Source organism: Bradyrhizobium sp. WU425, assembly GCF_021052305.1.
In the GTDB taxonomy this organism is placed as follows: Bacteria; Pseudomonadota; Alphaproteobacteria; order Rhizobiales; family Xanthobacteraceae; genus Bradyrhizobium; species Bradyrhizobium canariense_D.
Map to the genome: position 1 here is coordinate 4,745,807 of NZ_CP088089.1, position 22,523 is coordinate 4,768,329.

Annotated in this window: 23 protein-coding genes; 11 read left to right on the forward strand and 12 right to left on the reverse strand. The window is 64.4% G+C overall.

What is annotated here, in order from left to right; genetic code table 11:
* Positions 1-76: 76 nt before the first annotated feature.
* Positions 77-1,066, reverse strand: coding sequence for a zinc-dependent alcohol dehydrogenase family protein (locus tag BcanWU425_RS23110; RefSeq protein ID WP_204511006.1), 990 nt, complete (start codon positions 1,064-1,066; stop codon positions 77-79).
* A gap of 103 nt (positions 1,067-1,169) precedes the next feature.
* Here BcanWU425_RS23110 and BcanWU425_RS23115 point away from each other — a divergent pair, with 103 nt between their 5' ends.
* Positions 1,170-2,069: a LysR family transcriptional regulator gene (locus BcanWU425_RS23115; RefSeq protein ID WP_018456288.1), complete on the forward strand. Its 900-nt coding sequence runs from the start codon at positions 1,170-1,172 to the stop codon at positions 2,067-2,069.
* Between the two features lie 374 nt (positions 2,070-2,443).
* Positions 2,444-3,595 (forward strand): ribonuclease D, encoded by a 1,152-nt coding sequence (gene rnd / locus BcanWU425_RS23120; RefSeq protein WP_018456286.1) that lies wholly within the window; start codon positions 2,444-2,446, stop codon positions 3,593-3,595.
* 107 nt (positions 3,596-3,702) lie between these two features.
* Here the strand turns inward: rnd and BcanWU425_RS23125 are convergent, their stop codons facing one another.
* The 5 genes from BcanWU425_RS23125 to BcanWU425_RS23145 all read right to left on the reverse strand — a co-directional run bounded on the left by BcanWU425_RS23125 (position 3,703) and on the right by BcanWU425_RS23145 (position 7,258).
* Complete coding sequence (locus tag BcanWU425_RS23125) at positions 3,703-5,085, reverse strand: aspartate aminotransferase family protein (protein ID WP_018456285.1); 1,383 nt, start codon at positions 5,083-5,085, stop codon at positions 3,703-3,705.
* A 158-nt stretch (positions 5,086-5,243) separates the two neighbouring features.
* On the reverse strand, positions 5,244-5,414 hold the full coding sequence (locus BcanWU425_RS23130; protein ID WP_007609402.1) for a hypothetical protein: 171 nt from the start codon (positions 5,412-5,414) through the stop codon (positions 5,244-5,246).
* Between the two features lie 30 nt (positions 5,415-5,444).
* The gene (locus tag BcanWU425_RS23135; protein ID WP_018456284.1) at positions 5,445-6,008 is read right to left on the reverse strand and encodes an isochorismatase family protein; all 564 of its coding nucleotides are present in this window, start codon (positions 6,006-6,008) and stop codon (positions 5,445-5,447) included.
* Between the two features lie 25 nt (positions 6,009-6,033).
* A complete protein-coding gene (locus BcanWU425_RS23140) occupies positions 6,034-6,654 on the reverse strand; it encodes a GNAT family N-acetyltransferase (RefSeq protein ID WP_018456283.1) in 621 nt (206 codons plus the stop codon).
* The gene (locus BcanWU425_RS23145; RefSeq protein WP_026233132.1) at positions 6,641-7,258 is read right to left on the reverse strand and encodes a hypothetical protein; all 618 of its coding nucleotides are present in this window, start codon (positions 7,256-7,258) and stop codon (positions 6,641-6,643) included. The genes BcanWU425_RS23140 and BcanWU425_RS23145 overlap by 14 nt, the downstream gene beginning before the upstream one ends.
* Before the next feature lie 71 nt (positions 7,259-7,329).
* On the opposite strand from BcanWU425_RS23145, the gene BcanWU425_RS23150 reads away from it, so the two are divergent.
* Positions 7,330-8,370 carry a LysR family transcriptional regulator gene (locus BcanWU425_RS23150; protein ID WP_018456281.1) on the forward strand — a complete coding sequence of 347 codons (1,041 nt, stop codon included), beginning with the start codon at positions 7,330-7,332 and terminating at the stop codon, positions 8,368-8,370.
* A gap of 78 nt (positions 8,371-8,448) precedes the next feature.
* Here BcanWU425_RS23150 and BcanWU425_RS23155 read toward each other — a convergent pair whose 3' ends face one another.
* Positions 8,449-9,609, reverse strand: coding sequence for an autotransporter outer membrane beta-barrel domain-containing protein (locus BcanWU425_RS23155; protein WP_204511005.1), 1,161 nt, complete (start codon positions 9,607-9,609; stop codon positions 8,449-8,451).
* Positions 9,610-9,987: 378 nt separating this feature from the next.
* Here BcanWU425_RS23155 and BcanWU425_RS23160 point away from each other — a divergent pair, with 378 nt between their 5' ends.
* Positions 9,988-10,194 carry a cold-shock protein gene (locus BcanWU425_RS23160; protein ID WP_007591938.1) on the forward strand — a complete coding sequence of 69 codons (207 nt, stop codon included), beginning with the start codon at positions 9,988-9,990 and terminating at the stop codon, positions 10,192-10,194.
* A gap of 96 nt (positions 10,195-10,290) precedes the next feature.
* Here the strand turns inward: BcanWU425_RS23160 and purN are convergent, their stop codons facing one another.
* Together purN and purM are read right to left on the reverse strand one after the other, a co-directional pair.
* On the reverse strand, positions 10,291-10,944 hold the full coding sequence (gene purN, locus BcanWU425_RS23165) for a phosphoribosylglycinamide formyltransferase (protein ID WP_204511004.1): 654 nt from the start codon (positions 10,942-10,944) through the stop codon (positions 10,291-10,293).
* A 14-nt stretch (positions 10,945-10,958) separates the two neighbouring features.
* Positions 10,959-12,032 carry a phosphoribosylformylglycinamidine cyclo-ligase gene (gene purM / locus BcanWU425_RS23170; RefSeq protein ID WP_085352944.1) on the reverse strand — a complete coding sequence of 358 codons (1,074 nt, stop codon included), beginning with the start codon at positions 12,030-12,032 and terminating at the stop codon, positions 10,959-10,961.
* Positions 12,033-12,187: 155 nt separating this feature from the next.
* On the opposite strand from purM, the gene BcanWU425_RS23175 reads away from it, so the two are divergent.
* From BcanWU425_RS23175 to ppx, 4 genes are all read left to right on the forward strand, one after another.
* Complete coding sequence (locus BcanWU425_RS23175; protein WP_026233129.1) at positions 12,188-12,730, forward strand: CDP-alcohol phosphatidyltransferase family protein; 543 nt, start codon at positions 12,188-12,190, stop codon at positions 12,728-12,730.
* Positions 12,731-12,822: 92 nt separating this feature from the next.
* Complete coding sequence (locus BcanWU425_RS23180; protein WP_026233128.1) at positions 12,823-13,500, forward strand: DnaA ATPase domain-containing protein; 678 nt, start codon at positions 12,823-12,825, stop codon at positions 13,498-13,500.
* 128 nt (positions 13,501-13,628) lie between these two features.
* Positions 13,629-15,821 (forward strand): RNA degradosome polyphosphate kinase, encoded by a 2,193-nt coding sequence (locus BcanWU425_RS23185; RefSeq protein WP_026233127.1) that lies wholly within the window; start codon positions 13,629-13,631, stop codon positions 15,819-15,821.
* 15 nt (positions 15,822-15,836) lie between these two features.
* Complete coding sequence (ppx, locus tag BcanWU425_RS23190; RefSeq protein ID WP_018456273.1) at positions 15,837-17,339, forward strand: exopolyphosphatase; 1,503 nt, start codon at positions 15,837-15,839, stop codon at positions 17,337-17,339.
* Between the two features lie 35 nt (positions 17,340-17,374).
* Here the strand turns inward: ppx and BcanWU425_RS23195 are convergent, their stop codons facing one another.
* The 3 genes from BcanWU425_RS23195 to BcanWU425_RS23205 form a co-directional block, all read right to left on the reverse strand.
* Positions 17,375-18,235 (reverse strand): TerC family protein, encoded by an 861-nt coding sequence (locus tag BcanWU425_RS23195; protein WP_018456272.1) that lies wholly within the window; start codon positions 18,233-18,235, stop codon positions 17,375-17,377.
* A 44-nt stretch (positions 18,236-18,279) separates the two neighbouring features.
* Positions 18,280-18,702, reverse strand: coding sequence for a nucleoside-diphosphate kinase (gene ndk / locus BcanWU425_RS23200; protein ID WP_018456271.1), 423 nt, complete (start codon positions 18,700-18,702; stop codon positions 18,280-18,282).
* A 255-nt stretch (positions 18,703-18,957) separates the two neighbouring features.
* Positions 18,958-19,584, reverse strand: coding sequence for a glutathione S-transferase family protein (locus tag BcanWU425_RS23205; protein WP_204511003.1), 627 nt, complete (start codon positions 19,582-19,584; stop codon positions 18,958-18,960).
* A 333-nt stretch (positions 19,585-19,917) separates the two neighbouring features.
* Between BcanWU425_RS23205 and BcanWU425_RS23210 the strand changes: the two genes are divergently transcribed.
* The 3 genes from BcanWU425_RS23210 (at position 19,918) to BcanWU425_RS23220 (ending at position 22,506) form a co-directional block, all read left to right on the forward strand.
* Positions 19,918-20,181 (forward strand): sulfur globule protein precursor, encoded by a 264-nt coding sequence (locus BcanWU425_RS23210; RefSeq protein WP_204511002.1) that lies wholly within the window; start codon positions 19,918-19,920, stop codon positions 20,179-20,181.
* A 217-nt stretch (positions 20,182-20,398) separates the two neighbouring features.
* Positions 20,399-20,572 (forward strand): hypothetical protein, encoded by a 174-nt coding sequence (locus BcanWU425_RS23215; RefSeq protein WP_007609361.1) that lies wholly within the window; start codon positions 20,399-20,401, stop codon positions 20,570-20,572.
* 71 nt (positions 20,573-20,643) lie between these two features.
* Positions 20,644-22,506: an ABC-F family ATP-binding cassette domain-containing protein gene (locus BcanWU425_RS23220; RefSeq protein ID WP_018459084.1), complete on the forward strand. Its 1,863-nt coding sequence runs from the start codon at positions 20,644-20,646 to the stop codon at positions 22,504-22,506.
* Positions 22,507-22,523: the final 17 nt, after the last annotated feature.

The window sequence follows — 22,523 nt, forward strand, 5'->3', positions numbered from 1 at the left end:
GTGCGCACGTGGACGAGCCGAAGGCATAATCCAGATGCGGGGGTGCCGAAATCGTTTGTTCAAGACGATCATTCGCTCAGATCGTTACCACGATCTTGCCGAACTGCTCGTTTGACTCCAGAAAGCGATGCGCTTCGACGATCTCCTCAAACTGAAACGTTTTGGCGATGATCGGTTGCAATGCGCCGTCCCGCAGCCCGTCGAGGATGAAGGTCTTCGCCTTAGCAAGCCGCGCGGGGTCGCGGATGATCTCGTGCACGAGATAGCCGCGCAGCGTCAGGCTCTTGGTCAGTACGTTGACCAGCGGAAACGGCGTTGGCTCTGGGCTCAGGCCGCCATATTCGATGAGAACGCCACCCGGCGACATCGCGGCGGTGAGCGGCCCAAATATGGGACCGCCGACCGCGTCGAACACCACGCGAACGCCGTTTGAGCCGACAATGTCCTGCAGCCGTGACCGGATGTCCTCTTCCACGGAGGCGATGACGTCGGCGGCGCCAGCATCGCGCAGGGCCTGCCGCTTGATCGAGGTTCGCGTCACTGCAATCGGGATCGCACCGATCCGGTTCGCGATCTGAATCGCTGCAAGCCCGACGCTACTCGACGCCGCGGTGATGACTACGGACTCCCCTCGCTCCAGCCCAGCAATATCGACCAGAGCGCCGAACGCCGTCAGATATTGCATCCATACCGCGGCCGCGGCGTCGAAGCCGAGCTCGGGCGGGTGCTTCACGACGAACTCCGCCGGAAACGTGACGAGCTCGCCATAAGCCGGCCATCGCACCATCGACACGGGCGGCACGATGCTGACGACCTCGCCCGGCGAGAAGCCGCTCACGCCTTCGCCGATCGCCTCGACGATGCCGGCGGCCTCGAGACCGAGGCCGGACGGAAAGGTCGCGGTCTCGATATAGGTCCCCTTCCGCAAGAGCGCTTCCGCGCGATTGAGCCCGAGGGCCTTGACCCTGATCTGCACCTCGCGCCTCCCTGGCGGCGCGACGTCGACGGTCTCGATGCGCAGCACCTCGGGGCCACCATGTCTGTGGAAGCGAACGACGCGCGCCATGAACACACTCCAAAATAATTGAATTCAATGGACCTATGCCAACCGGGCGGCGCCGGATAAAGCGTGCGGAGAGGTGAACAGTCGAAACCAGGAGTTTGCAATCATGGACCGCCTGACCAGCATGGCCGTCTTCGTCAAGGCGGTGGATGTGGGCTCGTTCGCCGCTGCCGCCGATGCGCTCGAAATGTCGGGGCCAATGGTCGGCAAGCACGTTCGTTTCCTCGAGGAGCGCCTGGGCGTCCGCCTCCTCAACCGCACCACACGGCGCCAGAGCCTGACCGAGACTGGCCAAGCCTACTACGAGCGCTGCCGCACTGTGCTCGCTGAAGCCGTGGCCGCCGACGCCGTCGCTTCCGATGAATTGTCCGAGCCGCGTGGCCGGCTCCGCGTGACCATGCCCGCCCTGCTGGGCCGGCACTGCATCGCCCCCTTGCTGATGAAGCTCGCGCGACGATATCCCCATCTGGAGCTCGATCTCTCGTTCGGCGACCCGATCGCTGACATCATCGAGGGCCGCTATGATCTTGCGATCCGGACCGGCGATCTACACGATCAATCCGGCCTGATGACGCGGCGCATCGCAAGCCAGCGCATGGTGGTGTGCGGCACGCGCTCGTACTTGCGCGCCAACGGCAAGCCGAAATCGCTCGACGATCTTGCCCAGCATCAGGCGATCATCTATCGCCGCTCCGGACGCGTCCGGCCGTGGCTGTTTCCCCGCGAGGGCCAGCCTCCGAGCGAAATCGTGCCGGCGGGAAGGCTCAGGCTCGACGATCTCGACGCGATCGCGGACGCCGCGTCACAGGGGATGGGACTGGCCTGGCTGCCATACTGGCTAGTCCGCGAACGCCTGCGCGCCGGTAGACTCGTCACTCTGTTGAGCGGTCAGCCGGGATTTCTCTACGACTGTCACGCGCTCTGGCCACGCTCGTCCCGGATGCCGCCGAAAGTTCGCGCCGCCGTGGACGCCTTGGCGACCGCCCTGCCGAAGCTCATGACCTGACGCCGGATGCCGTGACGCCTGCATAGCATGCCGCGGCCGTTAACCCCCCGTCCACCATCCGGCCCGACCCGCCGCCGGTAACCACGAGAATTAACAGACCCTCAATTCGCCCCCGACAAGTTTAGCAATGTTGCTGGGGGATTTTGCCGTGGATCTGTTGGTTTTCGAGTTCCTGGGGCTGGCGCTGGTCGCCATGTGCGTGGTCGTGGTGGCACTGCCCTGCGCGCGCAAACCCTCCCGGCGGGTCCGCTACGAATAGGATTTTCGTCGGAAAATGCGATTCCGGTCCAAATGCAAGGCTCGAATTCGCTTCGAGCCCCTTGACATCACAGCGCTTTCGGCAGAACGGCTGATGGACTTGTCATGGGCCGTTCATGGATTTGATTACCACCACCGCTGACCTTGCGGCTGCCTGCAGCCGGCTGGCCAAGCACCCCGTCATTACCGTCGATACCGAGTTCCTGCGCGAGACCACCTATTACCCGCTGCTGTGCGTGGTGCAGATGGCCAGCGCCGAGGAAGCAATCGTCATCGACACCCTGGCCGAGGGCATCGACCTCAAGCCGTTCTTCGAGCTGATGGGCAACGAGGGCGTGTTGAAGGTGTTCCACGCCGCCCGCCAGGACATCGAGATCATCTGGCACCAGGCGGGTATCATCCCGCACCCGGTGTTCGATACCCAGGTCGCGGCCATGGTGCTCGGCTACGGCGACAGCATCGCCTACGACGCCCTGGTCGAGAAGGTCACCGGACACCGCCCGGACAAGACCCACCGCTTCACCGACTGGTCGCGCCGGCCGCTGACCAAGGAGCAGATGCACTACGCCGTGTCCGACGTCACGCATCTGCGCGACGTGTTCGCAGCGCTCGATGCCGACCTTAAAAAGCGCCGGCGCAGCGAATGGGTCTCGATCGAGATGGAAGTCCTGACCTCGCCCAAGACCTACGACTTCCATCCCGAGCGCGCCTGGGAACGGCTCAAGACGCGGGTGCGCAAGCCCAAGGACCTTGCGGTCCTAATGGAGGTCGCCGCCTGGCGCGAGCAGGAGGCGCAGAGCCGCGACGTGCCGCGAGGCCGCGTGCTGCGCGACGAGGCCGTCAGCGACATCGCGACCCATGCGCCGAACACGATCGAGAAGCTCGCAAACCTGCGCTCCGTGCCGAAGGGTTTTGAGAAATCCAAATGGGGCGCCGACATCGTCGCCGCTGTCGAGCGCGGGCTGGCGCGCGATCACGCCACGCTGCCGAAGCTGGAAAAGCCGCGCAACAATAACAATGGCGCCGCGATCGTCGAACTGTTGAAGGTGTTGCTGCGCATGACCGCGGAGCGCCATGCGGTCGCCAGCAAGGTGATTGCGACCGTCGACGATCTCGAGGAGATTGCGGCCGACGACGAGGCCGACGTGCCGGCGCTACGCGGCTGGCGCCGCGAGCTGTTCGGCGAGGCCGCCCTGAAACTGAAGCGCGGCGAGCTGGCGCTGGCGGTCGAGAAAGGCCGCGTGATCGGGGTTCAGCGAGCGGAATAGCCCCGATGCCTCCCGATGTCGTCCTGGCCTAGTGCGCAATTGCGCACTAGGCCAGGACGACACCGGGGGTGTGATAGAGCGCTACGCTCACGCGTGAAGCGCCGTTCCTACGCCGGCGTCAGCTTCGCCACTTCCGGCTTCATGTCGTCCAGCACACCTGAAATCGCCGCGACCAGCTCGTCGATCTGAGTCTTGGTGACGATCAGCGGCGGGCAGATGGCAATGGCATCGAGCATGTTGCGCGAGATAACGCCGCGCTCCTGCAGCATGCGGCTGGCCATGCCGCCGACGGCGCCCGGCGTTGCCGCTGCGGTCTTGCGCGCCTTGTCCAGCACCAGTTCGATCGCAGCGATCATGCCGACACCGCGGACCTCGCCCACCAGTGGATGGCTGGTGAGTTCACGCAGCTTGCCTTGCATGTAGCCACCGAGCTCGGCGGCGTGCGCAACCAGGCCCCGCTCCTCGATGATCTTCAAATTCTCGAGCGCAATCGCCGAGCCGACCGGATGGCCGCCCGCGGTGAAGCCGTGGCCGAGCACGCCGATCTTGTTGCTCTCGTCGGCGATCGGTTCGAACATGCGATCGTTCATCATGATGGCCGACAGCGGGAAATAGCTCGAGGTGATCTGCTTGGAGACCACGATGGCGTCGGGCTTGATGCCGTAGGTTTCGCAGCCGAACATCTTGCCGGTGCGGCCGAAGCCGCAGATGACCTCGTCGGCGACCAACAGGATGTCGTACTTGTTCAGCACCTTCTGGATCTTGTCCCAATAGGTCGCCGGCGGCACGATGACGCCGCCCGCGCCCATCACCGGCTCGCCGAAGAACGCAGCGATCGTGTCCGGGCCTTCCTTCTGGATCAGCGCATCGAGTTCCTCGGCCCGCCGCGTCGCGAACGCTTCCTCGCTCTCCCCGGGCGCGCCATCCTTGTAGAAATGCGGCGAGCCCGTGTGCAGGATGTTCGGGAGCGGCAAGTCGAAAGAGCGGTGGTTGTTCGGCAGCCCGGTGAGGCTGGCGGACGCGATGGTGACGCCGTGATAGGCGCGCATCCGGCTGATCACCTTCTTGCGCTGTGGCTGGCCGAGCGCATTGGAACGATAGGCAATCAACTTCAGAACAGTGTCGTTGGCCTCCGAGCCGGAATTGGTGAAGAACACCTTGCTCATCGTAACAGGCGCGAGCGCGACCAGCTTCTCGGCGAGATCGATCGAGGGCCCGTGCGATTTGGCGGAGAACGTGTGATAGAACGGCAGCGCCAGCATCTGCTTGTGCGCGGCGTCGACCAGCCGCTTCTCGTTGAAGCCGAGTCCGACGCTCCACAGGCCTGCCATCGCCTCGAAATAGCGCTTGCCTGACGCATCGAACACGTAAGGCCCCTCGCCGCGTTCGATCACCAGGGGACCGGCCTGCTGATGGGCGCGCGCGTTGGTGTAGGGATGGAGCTGGTAGGCCACATCCCGGGCCTCTTGCGAATTGGGCAGCATGGACATTTGCAGGAATCCTTGAAAGCGTCACGTCGCCGGCGCGGCCAGCGTCATCACTCGATGATCCAGCTCCTTGGCTATTGCCACCGCGCAAAACTTGCAACGTCAATTCGTCGGCAGGAAGCGCTCAGCTGCGTTGCACAAAGCCGCACATCGGGCAGCTGTCACGCCGCACCGTCGTCATTCCCATCGCTATCGGCGGCAGCGGCCTCCCGCACCTCCACCAGCGCCATCGAGAGCAGATACACCGTCGTTGGCAGACCAAGACGGCGTGCCGCCTCGGCGGCACGCGACAGGTCGCTTGCCAGCTCCTCGAGCTGATCTCCCCGTGACAATGTCCCACTCCATCCGTCGATCGCGGCCGCCTACACCGCAACGGCGCCGCTGGTTCTGATCAGTTCGGCGCTGGACTGGATTGTAGCAAAATTCCCGATCACATTCACTACCGCATGCTTGTAGGCGGCAGCATCGCCAGTCCCCGGCTGCCGGCAGGCCACCGCGTCGGCCACCACCTGGAAGCGATGACTGCGGTGAAACCCGTCAATAGCGGTGGCCAGGACGGTTTCGTCCAGGGAAAAGCCCGCGAGCACGCAACGGACATTGCGGATATTGGACATGTAGTCCACAAACCGCGCCGAACTGTAGGCCGACGGCAGCGGGTGCTCGAAGGTCATTTCTCCCGGCCGCGGCTTCGCCTTCGCGATCCAATCGGTCAGCTTGGATGCCGGATTGAACCAGGCCGCCTGCGCGATGCGCTTCAGATGCATCACCGGCCAGAGATTGTCGCGCCAGAACGTCAGCAGTTCCACGCAGCGCGCCGTTGCGGCATCGCCGTCGAGGATGACGTGGCGACGTCCGGGGGTCAGATATTCGACCTGGAGATCCGCGCAGACCAGGATCGGCGGATCGTCTGTGATGGAAACCAGCATGGTTTTGCGCGCAGCTGCACCAGTTTCAACGGCCAGCGAGCGCGACGTCCCGCAGCGGCGACGTCACAGCCCGTCCTGCCGAGGCGTCGAGCACGCCCGGCCGGTCCCAATCGCCCTCGGGGCGGATGATCACGTAAGGATCGCTGTCCAGCGTAATGGCATCCGGACCCGGTTCGATCTCCAGCAGCATTTCTGTGTAGGAGAAGTCGGAAAATGTGATCTTGCGATTGTGACCAAGCGGCTTGGCGCCGAAATGGGCCCAGAAATCGACCAGCCGGTCCTGCGCCTGGCCGTAGATCTTGCGAAAGCCCTTGCGCTTCACATAGTCGACGCTCGCTTGTACCAGCTTGAACGAGACGCGCGACCGCCGGTATTGGTGCCGCACCGCAAGCCGTTCCACCTTGGCGAAATCGCCGAAGAACCGCACCCGCAGACAGCCCGCAGGCTCGTTGCCGACATAGCCGATGAAATGCGCGGCAACCATGTCGTTGCCGTCGAACTCTTCATCGAACGGGCAATCCTGCTCGGCGAGATAGACGGCTGAGCGGATCGAGGTGACCAGCATGAGATCGGTGAGATCGCGCGCGAGGCGAATGGTGATGGCGCGGGAATCGGGCTTGGCGAGAGGAATCCTAGTACCGTGCATCTGCAAAACTCCTTGCTTGGATGATCGCGCTCGGCATGCGCATCGGCTGCCGATGCCAGGGCCGCTCGTAGCACCAGAGGTCGGGTTGGAAGCTTGGAACAGGCTCGAAGCCTGTCGCTTTCATGATGTCGCGGCCGGCCACGGTTGACGGCTGCGCATAGCAATCCGCGTTGCGAAACCTTAGCTGTCTAAGATGAGCCGCGGCCTTGCCGAGACCGGCGACGCCGCGCCCCGTCGCCGCGATCGCCCAGATGTAGATAGCGGAAACGTCTTCCTTCGCGGACGCGAGATAGCGCGTCTCCGGCGCGGTGAGGCAGATCTCGTCGAGCAGCAACGCATCATGCCCGCGATCGTTGAGAAACAGGAAGGCCATGCCGCCGACAAGGTTGCCCTTCCGGCTGAAAGTCAGGATGCTCTCGGGATCGAAGGCGAAATATTTTGCAAGCTCAGTCGCCCCGATCCGAACGCCCGGCACCAGCCGGTGCGCCAACTGCGAAAGCGCGGCGATTTCGGAAAATTTGGCGCGACGGACGTCGACATCCGGACTGAGCGGCAGCGCGTCGAAATCATGCCTTGCGGCAAACGAGCCCCTTTCCATACTCATGTCGCCCCTCTATCGTTCGCGGCTTTCGTGCCCCGCTATGGCGATGAGCTTAGCGGCTGGGGATCAGGCGTATGCAGCAGTTATTGCACCGGGGTGCTGCGGTGATGCAGCACCGTGAAGAAACCCTGGACATGTCCTGGGACGATTTGAAACTGTTTTTAGCTTGCGCAAAATATAAAAGCTTCCGCAACGCCGCCGAGGAGCTCGGGCTCACCTCCACCACCCTGATGCGCAGGATCGACCGGCTCGAAGAGAGCATCGACTGCAAGCTGTTCCTGCGCGACCAGAGCGGGCTCACGCTCAGCGACGAAGGCAGCGCGATGATCGCCGACGTCGCGCACATGGAGCGTCATGCCTTCAATGTGTTCCGGCGTGCTTCGCGATCGTCGAACGATATGTCAGGCACCGTGCGCGTCGCGGTGACGGAAGGCCCCGGAAATTTCTGGATTCTGCCGCGACTGATCGATTTCCAGAAAACCTATCGCAAGATCACCGTCGACCTGCGCTGCGCGATGGAACAGGCCGACGTCGCGCGGCTCGAATCCGATATCGCGATCCAGCTCGAGCCGCCGACCAATCCCGATCTGATCGTCGCCAAGCTCGGCCGCCTGCACATCTATCCCTTCGTCTCCAAGGAGTACGAAAACCTCTACGGCGTGCCCGCGACCCTGGCCGAGCTGAAGAACCACCGCATCATCAAGCAGAGCGCTCCGCAGGTCGACGACGGCGCCTACGCCCGCGTGCTCGGACTGAAGTCGCTCGAGGGCATCGTCGGGATCAAGACCAACTCCTCGGTCGGCGTGCTCTATGCGGTGGAGCGCGGCGCCGGCATCGGATTCCTGCCGACGGTTTCGATCGCGCTCGGCGCCCCGCTGGTTGCCGTCGATCTCGGCGTCAGCCACCACGCCGATCTCTGGCTCACCTATCATAAGGAGTTCCGCGCCTCCGAGCGCCACAAGATCGTGGTCGATTGGCTGAAGAAAATCTTCGATCCCAAGATCCATCCCTGTTTCCGCGACGAGTTCATCCACCCGAACGCGCTGGCGCCGATGATGACGGCCGCGCGCGCGGCCTTTGGATTGACGGGTTATGTCGCGGCAATGCCGACTTAAAGCTCGAGCATGATGCTTTCGTAAAACCGCTTCGCAGTTTTCCGGATCCTCCTCTGGCCGACGCGGGCAGGCTTCGCTTCACCACCGATATTCGAAGCCGACCGTGCCCTGGTGCGACGTCAGCTCGTTGCGGAACTTGCCGTCGTAGTTGACGTAGAGCCGCGCCGTGTTGGTCAGGCTGAGCGAGGCCGAGGCGCCTGCATCCGTACCGTAGCGGCTCTCGCCGATGCCGGGCACGACGATGCTCTGGGTCCCGAGGCTGACCTGCACCGATCCCAGGTTCTGATAGAAATTGTCGACGAACTTGCCGTAGGCGGACAGGTCCAGGATCTTCTGGTCGAAGATGAAGTAGCGCCCGATCTCGGCTCCGATCATGACGCGCGCGCGCGAGAGCGCCGTCGAGCCGACATTGAGTGGATCGAGGCCGCCAACCTCCTGGAACGCGACGCTGGTGGCGCGGACATATTCCAGTGCGCCCTTGGGCACGATGCGCATCTGGTCCTTGGTCCAGTAATAGCTGATCTCGGTCAGCGCGCCGTCGATTGCGGCGCGATAACCCGCGGTCGCAAGTCCCAGGCCAGTATCCCGGCTGGAGCGGACCTTGCCAAAGCCGTGCACCACCGCGAAGGCCCAGGTCCAGGGGCCCTTGTCGACCGAGCCGCTGAAGCCGAGTTGCGTCAGATCCAGCGTGGCGGACTGAAGTGCGAGCGGCACGTCGATATCGGTGTGGCTCTGGTCGACGGAGAAGCCGAGATTGACACCCGGCGCGAGCCGCGCGCCAAAGCCTGCGACACCGCCAAACGTCTTGCGCTTGTCGCCGACAAAGTCTCCTTGCGCATCCGTCCGGACCGAGATGCCATAACCCTCGAACCAGGTGCGGTAGCGCGGGTCTTCCGTGCTCGCCGACGCGCCGCCGCCGCCGGGATTGGTCCGAAACGCCCGGTTGACGCCGCCAGATGCCTGGTTTCCGAGCCGCTCCAGGAAATTCGAGCCGAGATTGAGCGAGCTGTTGCCGGCCGACTGGTCGTAATTGGTCGCGGTCGGCATCGGAATTGGCATCGGAATCGGCGTCGGTGACGGCGTGGGTGTCGGGGTCGGCGTGGGCGTGGGACTCTGCGCAAAGCCTGATTTCGTCGACAGTACCATGATGAGAGCAAACGCCACGGCAGCCGCGATCCAGCGGACGCGGTTCAGCCTGATCGCCTGCCGTGTCTCTGAGGGCTGCGAAATGCAGCACATGGCGACAAATCCTGAAGCAAAGGGCGGCGCGCAAAAAAGCAACAGGAGCGGCGCACGCGTGCCGCGATTTGTGCCGAACTGTTACTGAGGGTCAACCGGCTGGCGCGTCCCGGCAAAGGCATTGCTTCCGATTGTGGTTCCGCGGCCACAGGTCGCAAATTGCGGACGGGCACTCGGGTCGAAGTCTTGAAATTCGCGCGCGGCTTGCTAACGGGCGATTTTCATGTTGCAATATCAGACACAATCGGAATTGGCCGCTCGACTGTGCGTTTCGCGACATTGAGACTCAAGACTCGAACAGACTACCGGAAGCCCGTTTGTGGCGTGGCACGCGAAAAGCGGCCGCGTCGTTTTTGTATCTAGCGGAGGAGACTGAGGATGCCGCAAAAGGGCACCGTCAAATGGTTCAACCCGACCAAGGGCTATGGGTTCATCAAGCCGAACGGCAGTGACAAGGACGTCTTCGTCCACATCTCCGCCGTCGAGCGCGCCGGACTCTCGACCCTCAATGAAAATCAGGTGGTTGAATACGATCTCGTGGAGAACCGCGGCAAGGCATCCGCGGAGAACCTCAAGGTTTCCTGATTTCTCTCGCGGTCTGCGCAAGAGATCATGACGTTGCCCCCGGCTCTGCCGGGGGTTTTTGTTTGGAATGAGAAGTATTCCGAGTGCGACGGCGCTTCACCGCACCAACGGCGAAACCAGAAAATTCTCCGACGGCCCGCTGCCCGCGGTCTTGCACACATCGCCCTCGATCTGGACCTTGCCGGTCGCGAGCAGGCTCAGTGCTGCGGGATAGATGCGGTGCTCGACTTCAAGGATACGCTCCGACAGCGTGTCCGCCGTGTCGTGGTCGCTGACGGGAACCGCGCCCTGCATCACGATTGGGCCGGCGTCGGTCTCGGGGATCACGAAGTGCACCGTCGCGCCGGACAGCTTGACGCCGGCGCGCAAGGCCTGGCCGTGCGGGTCGAGACCGGGGAAGGACGGCAGCAGCGAGGGATGAATGTTGAGCATCCGCCCGTACCACGCCTTGGTGAATTCGGCCGTGAACAGGCGCATGAAGCCGCCGAGGCAAATCAGCTCGATGCCGTGCTGATCGAGTGCTGCTTGCAGCACCTTCTCGAAGCCGGCGCGGTCCTTGCCGAACGGCTTGCTTTCGATCACCAGCGTCTTCACGCCGCTCGCTTTGGCCCTTTCCAGCCCCAGCGCATCGGCCTTGTTCGAGATGACGAGCGAAATCTCCGCCGGAAAATCCGGCGCGGCCGCGCCCTTGATCAGCGCAGCCATGTTGGAGCCACGGCCGGAAATCAGGATGGCGACGCGGCGTTTCATTACAGCGCCGGTCATTACAGCGCCAGGTCGAGATGGCCGTTATAGACGACGCGGTGCTCGCCCTCGGCCGGGATCACGCTGCCGAGCTGTGCCACGGTCTCACCGGCGTCAGTGAAGATCTCCACGACCTCTTCGACCTTGTCCGGCTCGACAATCGCGATCATGCCGATCCCACAATTGAAGGTCCGCAGCATTTCGAGCTCGGCGATGCCGGCCTGCGCGGCCAGCCATTTGAACACCGGCAGCACTGGCAGGCGCGCCAGATCGATACCGACGCCGAGATGCTTCGGCAGCACGCGCGGAATGTTGTCGGTGAAGCCGCCGCCGGTGATGTGGGCAAGCCCCTTCACCGCGCCGGTCTCGCGGATCGCGCGCAGGCAGGATTTGACGTAGAGACGCGTCGGCGTCAGCAACGCGCCGCCGAGCGTCATGACGGGCGCAAACGGCGCCTGCGCCCCGAAGCCGAGGCCGGATTGTTCCACGATCTTGCGCACCAGCGAGAAACCGTTGGAGTGCACGCCCGACGAAGCGAGCCCGATCACGGCATCGCCGGCGGCGATGTCCTTGCGCGGCAAGAGCGTGCCCCGCTCCGCGGCGCCGACGGCAAAGCCGCCGAGGTCGTAGTCGCCGTCTTTGTAGAGGCCGGGCATCTCGGCCGTCTCGCCACCGATCAGGGCGCAGCCGGATTCGCGGCAGCCTTCGGCGACACCGGCGACGATCGACGCGGTCGCCTCCGGATCGAGCTTCCCGCAGGCAAAATAGTCGAGGAAGAACAGCGGCTCGGCGCCCTGCACCACGAGGTCGTTGACACTCATGGCGACGAGGTCGATGCCGATCCCGCCATGCAGGCCGGTCTCGATCGCGATCTTGACCTTGGTGCCGACGCCATCGGTCGCGGCCACCAGGATGGGATCCTTGAAACCGGCCGCCTTGAGATCGAACAGGCCGCCGAATCCGCCGATTTCGGCGTCGGCGCCGGGCCGTGCGGTGGCGCGCACCATCGGCTTGATCAGGTCGACCAAGCGGTTGCCCGCATCGATATCGACGCCTGAATCGGCGTAAGTGAGGCCGTTTTTGCGGTCGGTCATGCCCGATTTCCAGTGGGTTTGCGGCTGGTTACGTCGAATTCCGGGGACGCGCAATGGCTCGCATGGCGCGCCGCCGTATACTATGTAGAGATATCAACCGGTTCAGCCTCCAAAGGGCCGAATTCGAGGTCAGGCCGGGTGCCGGGAAGCGCCGTGTGAGTATACCGAACATCATTACTTTGGGCCGCATCATGCTGGTCCCGATCATCGTCTGGGCCATCGTGTCGAGCCAAATGGAGGTGGCGTTCGCCGTATTCCTGATCGCCGGTATCAGCGACGCGGTCGACGGCTTCCTTGCCAAGCGCTTCAACATGACGAGCGAGCTCGGCGCCTTGCTCGACCCGCTCGCCGACAAGGCGCTGCTGGTCTCGATCTACATGGCGCTCGGCATCTGGGGCGCGATTCCGCGCTGGATCGTCATCCTGGTGGTCTCGCGCGACATCATGATCGTCGCCGCCGTGATCATATCGTGGCTGTTCGACCGACCTGTGGAGATGAAGCCCTCAAAGGTATCCAAGCTCAACACTGTGGCCCAAGTGGCGTTCGCGGCGCTGGTGCTGGCCGCCCTCGCCTTCGGCTTCAAACCCGGTCCTTATGATATAATCCTGATGGGCCTCGTCACGGTCTTCACGCTCTCCTCCGTGTCGCTCTATCTTGTCGAATGGTTGCGGCACATGAGCACGATCGAGGCCAAGTGAGTTGGGAGCGGCCCCGTAAAAGGCCAACTCCCGCTCGATTAGGTCGCATCTCGTCAAACGAAGCCGGCACGCCGGCACGGAGCAAAGCAAGCGTGCCAAGCCGCGTTCATCCCCGACAGTTGGCGTTTTCGCTTCCGCATGCGGAGAGCCTGAGCCGGGACAATTTCCTCGAAGGCCCCGTCAACGCCGCCGGTCTTGCCCTCATCGACGCCTGGCCGGAATGGCCGAACCGAATCATGTGGCTGGCCGGCCCGGAAGGAAGCGGCAAGAGCCATCTCGCCGCGATCTGGGCCGAGGCTTCAGGCGCCCGCTCGACCACGGCCAATGGGCTGACCGCCGAGGCCGTCCCGGCTGCGCTCGCCACCGGCGCTCTGGTGGTCGAGGATCCCAAAGCCAGGGAATTCGACGAGCGCGCCCTGTTCCATCTGATGAATCTGGCCCGCGAGGACGGCGCCTACGTCCTCTTCACCGGACGCGAGGTGCCCGCGTCTCTCGAGATCGAGCTCGCCGACCTGCGCTCGCGGCTCCGCGCCGTCCCCGTTGTCTCGCTGCTGCCGCCCGACGACCAGCTCTTCCGCGGCCTGATCGTCAAGTTCTGCGCCGACCGCCAGCTCGCGGTGGACGAGAGCGTGGTCAGCTACCTCGCCACTCGCCTGGAGCGGTCCTCGGCCGCCGCCCGACGGGCTGTGGACCTGCTGGACAGCGAGGCCTTGCGCCTCGGCCGCCCCGTCACCCGGGCCCTGGCGGCCGAGCTGCTCCGGGATGTCTGACCAAGGCGGGTTGACGCGGCCGGGCGGCGGAACATCAATGTCATCGAAACGTCATCGCTCTAACACATGCTCCCGCGGGTTTTGCGCGTAAGTCGCAAATTGGGGCGAACTGGATGGACCGACTTCTGATGGATTCTGCGCAAGCTGTTGAAGTTAAAGAAAAAGCCCCGGAAGCCGAAGGCCCGCCGGCGATCGCATCGAGCCCCGAGCGGTTCATCAATCGCGAGCTTTCCTGGCTGCACTTCAACCGCCGCGTCCTGGAGGAATCGGTCAATCCCAGCCACCCCATGCTGGAGAGGGTGCGATTCCTGTCGATTTCAGCGAATAACCTCGACGAGTTCTTCATGGTCCGCGTCGCCGGCATCAAGGCCCAGGTGCGCGAGGGTATTGCTGAGCGCAGCCCCGACGGTCTGACCCCGTCCGAGCAGCTCGCGCTCATCAACCGGACCGTCTCGCAGCTTGCCTCCGACCAGCAGGCAATCTGGCGCGACCTGCGCGGCACGCTCGCCGACGAGGGTATCGTGCTGGTCGAGGGCAAGGAGGTCACCAAGGCGGAACGAACCTGGGTCGAGGACTACTTCCTCAGCAACGTGTTCCCGCTGCTGACGCCGCTCGCGATCGACCCGGCCCACCCCTTCCCGTTCATTCCGAGCCTCGGCTTCACCATCGCGCTCCAGCTCACGCGCGCCGCCGACGGCAAGCAGATGAACGCGCTGATCCGCATGCCCGGCAAGATCGACCGCTTCATCCGTCTGCCGGCTGACGGCAAGGTCGTCCGGCTGATCTCGCTGGAGCAGGCCACCGCGCTGTTCATCAACCGCCTGTTCCCCGGCTACAATCTTCACGGCCAGGGCGCCTTCCGCGTCCTCCGCGACTCCGAACTCGAAATCGAGGAAGAGGCCGAGGATCTCGTCCGCCTGTTCGAGACCGCGCTGAAGCGCCGCCGCCGCGGTTCGGTGATCCGACTCGAGATCGACGCCAAGATGCCGGAGCAGCTGCGCAGTTTCGTGCAGCACGCGCTGTCGACGGCCGACGACGAGGTGTTCCTGGTCGATGGCGTGCTCGCCATGAACGAGCTCTCGCAGCTCACCCGCCTTGACCGGCCCGATCTCGAATTCACCCCTTACGTGCCGCGCCATCCCGAGCGCGTGCGCGAGCAAGGCGGCGACATCTTCGCTGCGATCCGGCAGAAGGACCTCGTCGTCCATCACCCCTACGAATCCTTCGACGTCGTGGTGCAGTTTCTCCAGCAGGCGACGCGCGACCCCGACGTCGTCGCCATCAAGCAGACGCTCTACCGCACCTCCAGCAACTCGCCGATCGTGCGCGCGCTCGTGGAAGCCGCCGAAGCCGGCAAATCCGTCACCGCGCTGATCGAGCTGAAGGCCCGCTTCGACGAGGAGGCCAACATCCGCTGGGCGCGCGACCTCGAACGCGCCGGCGTGCAGGTCGTCTACGGCTTCCTCGAACTGAAGACCCACGCGAAACTCTCGATGGTGGTGCGGCGCGAGGGCGGCAGCCTCACGACCTACGTCCACACCGGCACCGGCAATTACCACCCGGTGACCGCGCGCATCTACACCGACCTCTCCTACTTCACCTCGGAGCCGACCATCGGCCGCGACGCCGCGCGCGTGTTCAACTTCATCACCGGCTACGCTGCGCCGAGCGATCTGGAAAAGATGGCGGTGTCTCCGCTGACCTTGCGCAAGCGCATCATCGAGCACATCCAGGGCGAGACCGCGCATGCGCGGCACGGCCGGCCTGCTGCGATCTGGATGAAAATGAACGCGCTGGTCGACCCCGATATCATCGACGCGCTCTACGAGGCCTCCCAGGCCGGCGTGCAGGTCGAGCTCGTGGTGCGCGGTATATGCTGCCTCAGGCCCGGTATTCCCGGCCTGTCGGAGAACATCCGCGTCAAGTCGATCATCGGACGATTCCTCGAACACGGCCGAATTTACTGCTTCGGCATGGGCCAGGGCCTGCCGAGCGCGAAAGCGGCTGTATATATCTCCTCAGCCGACATGATGCCGCGCAACCTCGACCGCCGCGTCGAGGTGCTGTGTCCGCTGCAGAATCCCACGGTGCATCAGCAGGTTCTCGAACAGATCATGGTCGCGAATCTCAAGGACAATGAACAGAGCTGGCAATTGTTGCCGGACGGGTCCTCAACGCGTATGAAGACCGCGAAGGGCGAGGAGCCTTTCAACGTCCACAACTACTTCATGACAAATCCGAGTCTGTCTGGCCGTGGTAAGTCGCTCAAGGAATCCTCGCCGCGCCGCCTCACGCGCCGTAATGAACGTCATCAATCCTGATCCGGGATCGTCGACGTGAAGCGGCCGCGCAAGCGCGGCTCGAGCGTCGCGGTCATCGACATCGGCTCCAACTCGGTCCGTCTCGTCGTCTACGAGGGACTGACGCGGAGCCTCATTCCCATCTTCAACGAGAAGACGCTGTGCGGCCTCGGGCGCGAAGTGCAGAGCACGGGACTGCTTGCGCCCGACGCCGTCGACAAGGCGCTGACCTCGCTCAAGCGCTTCCATGCGCTGTGCCGGGTCATGCAGGTTGGGCGGGTGTTTGCGATTGCGACCGCCGCCTGCCGTGATGCCTCCAACGGCGCCGACTTCATCGCGAAAGCCGAGCGCATCTGCGCGGTGAAGATCGAGATCCTGTCGGGCCCGCGCGAGGCGCGGCTGTCGGCGCTTGGCGTGATCTCCGGCATCCATCATCCTGACGGCATCGTCGGCGACCTCGGCGGCGGCTCGCTCGAACTGATCGACGTGCGCAAAAACACCGTGCGCAGCGGCGTGACGCTGCCGCTCGGCGGCCTCGCGCTGCAGGACCTCGCGCATAAATCCCTGAAACGCGCCGACCGCATCGTGCGCGAAGCGCTCGATGGGGTGCCGCAGCTCAAGGCGGGGAGCAGCCGCAGCTTCTACGCGGTCGGCGGCACCTGGCGCGCGCTTGCGCGCATCCACATCATCCAGAGCGGCTATCCGCTGCAGGTGATGCACGGCTATTCGATTTCGGCGGCCGAGGCGCTCGATTTCTCGCGTCGTCTCCGCCGGCTTGCGGCCGCCGGCATGCTCGCCGACATCGAGATCGTCGCCGATGCCCGGCGTCCGCTCCTCACCTATGCGGCGCTGGTGCTCGAGCACATCATCCGGGTGGCGAAGCCGAAGACCATCGTGTTCTCGACCTTCGGCGTGCGCGAGGGCCTGCTGCACGAGAAGCTGCCGGAGTCCGAGCGCAACAAGGACGGACTGATCTGCGCGGCCGAGGAGCTGAACCAGCTGCTGTCGCGTTCGGCAAAGCACGCCCGCGAGCTGATCGCCTGGACCGACCGCCTCGCGCGCGTGGTGAAGCTGCGCGAGACCGAAGAAGACCGCCGCCTGCGCCACGCCGCGTGCCTGCTGTCCGACATCGGGTGGCGCGTGCATCCCGACCATCGCGGCGAGCAGACGCTGAGCCTCGTCGTCAACGGTAATTTCGGCGCGATCACCCACACCGAGCGCGCCTTCGTCGGGTTGTCCGTGTTCTATCGCTATGCGGGCCTCAGCGAGGAGAACCAGCCGCCGGTCGCCATGCAGGAGCTGCTGACGCCGGCGCAGCTCGAACGCGCCCGCCTGCTGGGCGCGGCCTTCCGCGTCGCACATCTGATCTCGGCGGCGCGTCCGGGCGTCTTGCCCGCGACGCATTTCCGCAGCATGGGCCGCAAGCTGTTGCTGGTGTTCGAGCACCGCCTCGGCGATCTCGTCGCGGATCGAGTCGGCAGCCGCTTCCGCGCGCTCGCCCGCCTGATCAACCGCGCCGGCTCGATCGTCCGACGCTAGCGCTTTTCCCAAGAGATCATGCTCAAAAGATAGATCTACTCCGCCGAGGCCTTGACGTGGCGTTCGGAGGACTCGAGCGCGGCCGCGCTCATGCTGCGGCGGCGCCAGATGGAGCCGACGACCAGCACGACAACGACGCCGAGAGCTGCGCAGAGATAGTCGCCGCCTCCGCCGCCATGGGCGAATTGCGGCGGGATGCGCAAGGCGCCGAGCATGTTGTCGAGCGAAGCGCCGAACGGACCGTCGAACAGCGCATGCAGCCTCGGCGCGATGCCGGGATCGGTCGCGATCACTTCGCCCGCGATCCAGCCGAGCAGCGCCGCGCCGGCCCACACCAGAACCGGCAGCTTTGCGAGCAGCGCCATGATCAGCGCCGCGCCGGCGACGATCAAGGGCACGCTGATGGCAAGACCGAGCACCAGCAAGGGCACGCTGCCATTGGCGGCCGCGGCCACCGCAATGACGTTGTCCAGGCTCATGACGATGTCGGCAACGACGACGATCTGCACGGCCTGCCACAGATGCGACGCCGACTCGACGCCGTCCTCGTCCTCTTGCTCCGGCACCAGCAGCTTGGCCGCAATCACGATCAGCGCGAGGCCGCCCACCAGCTTGAGGTACGGCAACTCCATCAGGCTCGCGACGATGCCCGTGAAGATGATCCGCAGCAGCACCGCGGCGCCCGCACCGAGGATCATGCCCCACAGCCGATGCCGCGGCTTGAGGCCGCGACAGGCAAGCGCGATCACCAGCGCATTGTCGCCGGACAAGAGGATGTTGATCCAGATGATCTTGCCGACCGCGACCCAAAAGGTCGGTTCGGCCATCTCAACGCGGAACTGGGTGAAGAATGCCCCGATCGTAGCGGGATCGAAGATCTGCCAGAGCCAGTTCACACTACGTCCTTTCGCCGCGTCTCGTTACCTTATCGGCTGACGGATCAGCCGACGATCTCGTTGCCCGAGAAGAACTGCGCGATCTCGATCGCGGCGGTCTCCGGCGCATCCGAGCCGTGCGCGGAGTTCTCGCCGATCGACTTTGCGTAGAGCTTGCGGATGGTGCCGTCAGCCGCCTTGGACGGATCGGTCGCGCCCATCACGTCGCGATACTTGGCGACGGCACCCTCGCCTTCCAGCACCTGGACGACCACGGGGCCCGACGTCATGAACTCCACGAGCTCACCGAAGAAGGGGCGCGCCTTGTGGACCGCATAGAAGGTCTCGGCCTGTTCCTTGGTCATGCGGATACGCTTCTGCGCGACGATGCGCAGGCCCGCCTTCTCGATCACGGCGTTAACCGCACCGGTGAGATTGCGCGCGGTGGCGTCGGGCTTGATGATCGAGAAGGTGCGTTCGATGGCCATGATGTTGTCCTTGAAGAGAAACAGTGGTTCGGAGTTGCCGGGCTTATATCGGCGCCTTCGCGATACGGCAAGCGACCGCCCAAACGGGCTCGCGGGGGCTTCGCCGCAGGCCGAGGGCGAGTGTTCACCTGAACCGATACTTGTAGATGGCGGCGATCTGGGCGTCCGAAGGTCGGCGTCGGGCTTAGGGCCGCTTTCGACCCCATGACGTTGAGTGCTGACCTCTCGTGTCTCGATTCGCGGACGAAACGGGAATCAGGTGTTCACCCCTTCGTGCGAACGCTCCATGGCACGCTTGTAGGCGTCGCGGCCGGTGGTGCGGGCGAAATAGGCCTGTTCGGCGTCGCCGAGGGTGATCCCGCAGTTCCGTTGGCCCAGGTTCAGGGCGTAGGTCACCGAGATGTCGGCTGCTGTGAAAGCCTCGCCGGCAAGGTAGGACGAGTCGGCAAGCCGTTGGCTGACAAGCTTTAGCCGCTTCTGGAACGACTGCAGGCACCAGGTCGCGCCCCAGTTCTCCCGTTCGGCGTCGGGCGCGATGAAGCGGCTGACGACGACGGGCATCATCAGGGTCGCGAGACCGGCTTCGCCCAGATGCAGAAATTGCTGGTAGGCGGGGAACGTGGGATCCTGCGGCGCGGGCGCCAGCGGCGTCGGCCCGTAGCGGGCCATCAGGTACTCCATGATCGCGATCGACTCGACCATGACGACGTCGCCGTCCTGGATCGCCGGGATGTAGTCAGCGGGGTTGGCCGCCAGGAACTCGGGGTCCTGCTTGGCGGCCAGCATGTCCACCTGCCGCACGCGGTAGGGAAGGCCCATCTCCTCCAGCACCCATACGACCCGGATCGATCGCGAGGTCTGTCCGCCCCAAACGGTGATCACGCGAAGGCCCCTTCCTGGTGTGACTGAGGATCGACCATGGCAGGTCTATATGACCGTAGCACTCAAGGCAGACGCGAAGCTTAGCTTCAGCGTGGTCTCCTTCCCATCCATTGCGGACGCGTGGTGGGTCCCCTTTCAGGGTTGGAAGTCCAACGTGGATTACAATGATTTCACCCAGATGAACCCATTCTGAAGGCCTCGTCAGGGTTTGGTTCAGCCTCGCTCGGATAACCTCGGGTCCATCGAAACCAAAGCCTCTTTCAGAGGCAGACCGTTTCGGCGGCCTTTCCATCGACGCGATAGCCCCGCGCCAACAGATTTGAGGAGATCACCATGTTGAGGAAACTTTCCCTCGCCGCCGTCGCCGCGGTTGCGCTTGGTGCCGCGCTGGCGCCGACCTCCGCCTCCGCGCACTGGCATGGTGGCGGCGGCGGCTGGCACGGCGGCGGTGGCTGGCACCACGGCAACGGCTGGGGTGGACCGCGCTTTTATGCCCGCGGCCCCGTCGTCTCCTACGGCTATGGCGGCTGTTATGTGCGCCGGCTGGTCCCAACCCCCTGGGGACCCCGCTGGCGGATGATCAACCGCTGCTACTGAGCCCGACAGCACCTTTCCAAAGATACCTGAGCCCCCAAGGTACCTTCCAGGCGAAGCCCCGGCGTCCCCCAGCGCCGGGGCTTTGTATTCGGAGAGGATATTGCGCGGCTTCACACAATTTTTGCTAGAATGCCGCGCAATCGCCGCGAGTGGCGAAACCATTTGGGGGCCAAGGACTTGGTACCGTGTCGCTTCTTTGAGAACACGGAACTCTGCGATGGTTAGCCTTTTCGCCGACGATAGCGAGCAAATCGACCGGCGCACCAGCCGCTCGATCCGCGATGCGGTGGGCGAACGGCTCCAGCAGAGCCTGCGGCCCGAAGCCAGGCTGCCGACGCACCTCGAGCAACTCCTCAATGAGCTGAAGCAGCGCGAGCGCGATTCGCACTGAGTTGACAAGCACCGGCTTGCAAACACAGAAAAACGGGTTGCGTTTGATCGCGGGTGCGGTGACAAGGCCGCATGCTCTCCATCACCGACCTCTCCATCCGCCTCGCCGGACGCCTTCTGATTGACCAGAGTTCCGTGCAGATCACGCCCGGATCCCGCGTGGGCATGGTCGGTCGCAACGGCACCGGCAAATCGACCCTGTTCAAGGTGATCCGCGGCGAGCTCGCCGCCGAGCACGGCACGGTCAGCCTGCCGCCCCGCTGGCGCGTCGGCAGCCTGGCGCAGGAAGCGCCGAACGGCCCCGAGAGCCTGATCTCGGTCGTGCTCAAGGCCGACCTCGAACGCGACGCACTGCTCACCGAGGCCGAGAGCGCGACCGACCCGCACCAGATCGCCGAGATCCAGACCCGGCTGGTCGACATCGACGCGCATTCGGCGCCGAGCCGCGCCGCAGCCATCCTTTCCGGTCTCGGCTTCTCCGCCGCCGACCAGCTCCGCCCCTGCGCCGAATTCTCCGGCGGCTGGCGCATGCGCGTTGCGCTCGCCGCAACGCTGTTTGCGGCTCCCGACCTGTTGCTGCTCGACGAGCCCACCAACTATCTCGACCTCGAAGGCACGCTGTGGCTCGAGGATCACCTCGCGCATTATCCGCGCACCGTTATCGTGATCAGCCATGATCGCGACCTGCTGGAAAGCTCGGTCGACCAGATCCTGCATCTGGATCGCAGCAAGCTCACCCTTTACAAGGGCACCTACTCCTCCTTCGAGGAGCAGCGCGCCATGCGCGAGATGCTCGATGCCAAAGCGGTCAAGCGCCAGGAAGCCGAACGCGCCCGCCTGCAAGCCTTCGTCGACCGTTTCAAGGCCAAGGCCTCGAAAGCCCGCCAGGCGCAGTCCCGTGTGAAAATGCTGGAGCGGCTGAAGCCGATCACGGCGCTGGTCACCCAGGACGTACGCGAGATCAGCTTTCCCGCGCCCGAGAAAATCCTGTCGCCGCCGATCATCGCCGCCGACAACGTCGTGGTCGGCTACGATCCGACCACGCCCGTGCTGAACCGCGTCACCTTGCGCGTCGATAATGACGACCGCATCGCGCTGCTCGGCTCAAATGGCAACGGCAAGTCGACTCTCGTGAAGCTGCTCGCCGGCCGCCTCGCGCCGTTCTCGGGCAAGGTGACCCGCGCCGACAAGCTCTCGATTGCCTATTTCGCCCAGCACCAGCTCGACGAATTGAACGAGGATGCCTCGACCTACGACCACGTCCGCAAGCTGATGGGCGAGGCGCCGGAAGCCAAAGTACGCGCCCGCGCCGGTGCGATCGGCTTTTCCGGCAAGGCGGCCGATACCAAGGTCGGAAAATTGTCGGGCGGCGAGAAGGCGCGGCTCCTGCTGGGACTGGCGACCTTCTTCGGCCCCAACATGATCATCCTGGACGAGCCGACCAACCATCTCGACATCGACAGCCGCGCCGCGCTTGCGGAAGCCATCAACGAATTCCCCGGCGCCGTCATCATGGTTTCGCATGATCGCTATCTGATCGAGTCCTGCGCCGATCAACTCTGGATCGTCGCCGACCGCACCGTGACTAATTACGACGGAGACCTCGACGAATATCGCCGCCTGGTGCTGTCCGCGCGCAATGGCGAGCCCGCCCCGCGAGAGCGCAACGCGCCGAGCGAGAAGCCGCAGCGTCCGAGATCGGACAATCGCGGCTCGCTGAAGAAACGTATCGCGGAAGCTGAGACCGAGATCGCCCGCGTCAGCGCGATCATCAGCAAGATCGACACTGCGCTGGCCCTGCCCGACATCTTCACCCGCGATCCCAAGCAGGCCGCGCAACTGTCGAAAGCGCGCGCCAATGCGGCCGACGCGCTGGCGCGCGCCGAGGAGCAGTGGCTCGAGGCGAGCACGCAGTTCGACGAGGCGGCGGGCTGACGCCTCCGCGACCGGCC

Coding starts and splice junctions, on each gene's coding strand:
- BcanWU425_RS23110 (WP_204511006.1), bottom strand. CDS start 1,066: ATGGCGCGCGTCGTTCGCTTCCACAGACATGGTGGCCCCGAGGTGCTG.
- BcanWU425_RS23115 (WP_018456288.1), top strand. CDS start 1,170: ATGGACCGCCTGACCAGCATGGCCGTCTTCGTCAAGGCGGTGGATGTG.
- rnd (WP_018456286.1), top strand. CDS start 2,444: ATGGATTTGATTACCACCACCGCTGACCTTGCGGCTGCCTGCAGCCGG.
- BcanWU425_RS23125 (WP_018456285.1), bottom strand. CDS start 5,085: ATGTCCATGCTGCCCAATTCGCAAGAGGCCCGGGATGTGGCCTACCAG.
- BcanWU425_RS23135 (WP_018456284.1), bottom strand. CDS start 6,008: ATGCTGGTTTCCATCACAGACGATCCGCCGATCCTGGTCTGCGCGGAT.
- BcanWU425_RS23140 (WP_018456283.1), bottom strand. CDS start 6,654: ATGCACGGTACTAGGATTCCTCTCGCCAAGCCCGATTCCCGCGCCATC.
- BcanWU425_RS23145 (WP_026233132.1), bottom strand. CDS start 7,258: ATGAGTATGGAAAGGGGCTCGTTTGCCGCAAGGCATGATTTCGACGCG.
- BcanWU425_RS23150 (WP_018456281.1), top strand. CDS start 7,330: ATGCAGCAGTTATTGCACCGGGGTGCTGCGGTGATGCAGCACCGTGAA.
- BcanWU425_RS23155 (WP_204511005.1), bottom strand. CDS start 9,609: ATGTGCTGCATTTCGCAGCCCTCAGAGACACGGCAGGCGATCAGGCTG.
- BcanWU425_RS23160 (WP_007591938.1), top strand. CDS start 9,988: ATGCCGCAAAAGGGCACCGTCAAATGGTTCAACCCGACCAAGGGCTAT.
- purN (WP_204511004.1), bottom strand. CDS start 10,944: ATGAAACGCCGCGTCGCCATCCTGATTTCCGGCCGTGGCTCCAACATG.
- purM (WP_085352944.1), bottom strand. CDS start 12,032: ATGACCGACCGCAAAAACGGCCTCACTTACGCCGATTCAGGCGTCGAT.
- BcanWU425_RS23185 (WP_026233127.1), top strand. CDS start 13,629: ATGGATTCTGCGCAAGCTGTTGAAGTTAAAGAAAAAGCCCCGGAAGCC.
- ndk (WP_018456271.1), bottom strand. CDS start 18,702: ATGGCCATCGAACGCACCTTCTCGATCATCAAGCCCGACGCCACCGCG.
- BcanWU425_RS23210 (WP_204511002.1), top strand. CDS start 19,918: ATGTTGAGGAAACTTTCCCTCGCCGCCGTCGCCGCGGTTGCGCTTGGT.
- BcanWU425_RS23215 (WP_007609361.1), top strand. CDS start 20,399: ATGGTTAGCCTTTTCGCCGACGATAGCGAGCAAATCGACCGGCGCACC.
- BcanWU425_RS23220 (WP_018459084.1), top strand. CDS start 20,644: ATGCTCTCCATCACCGACCTCTCCATCCGCCTCGCCGGACGCCTTCTG.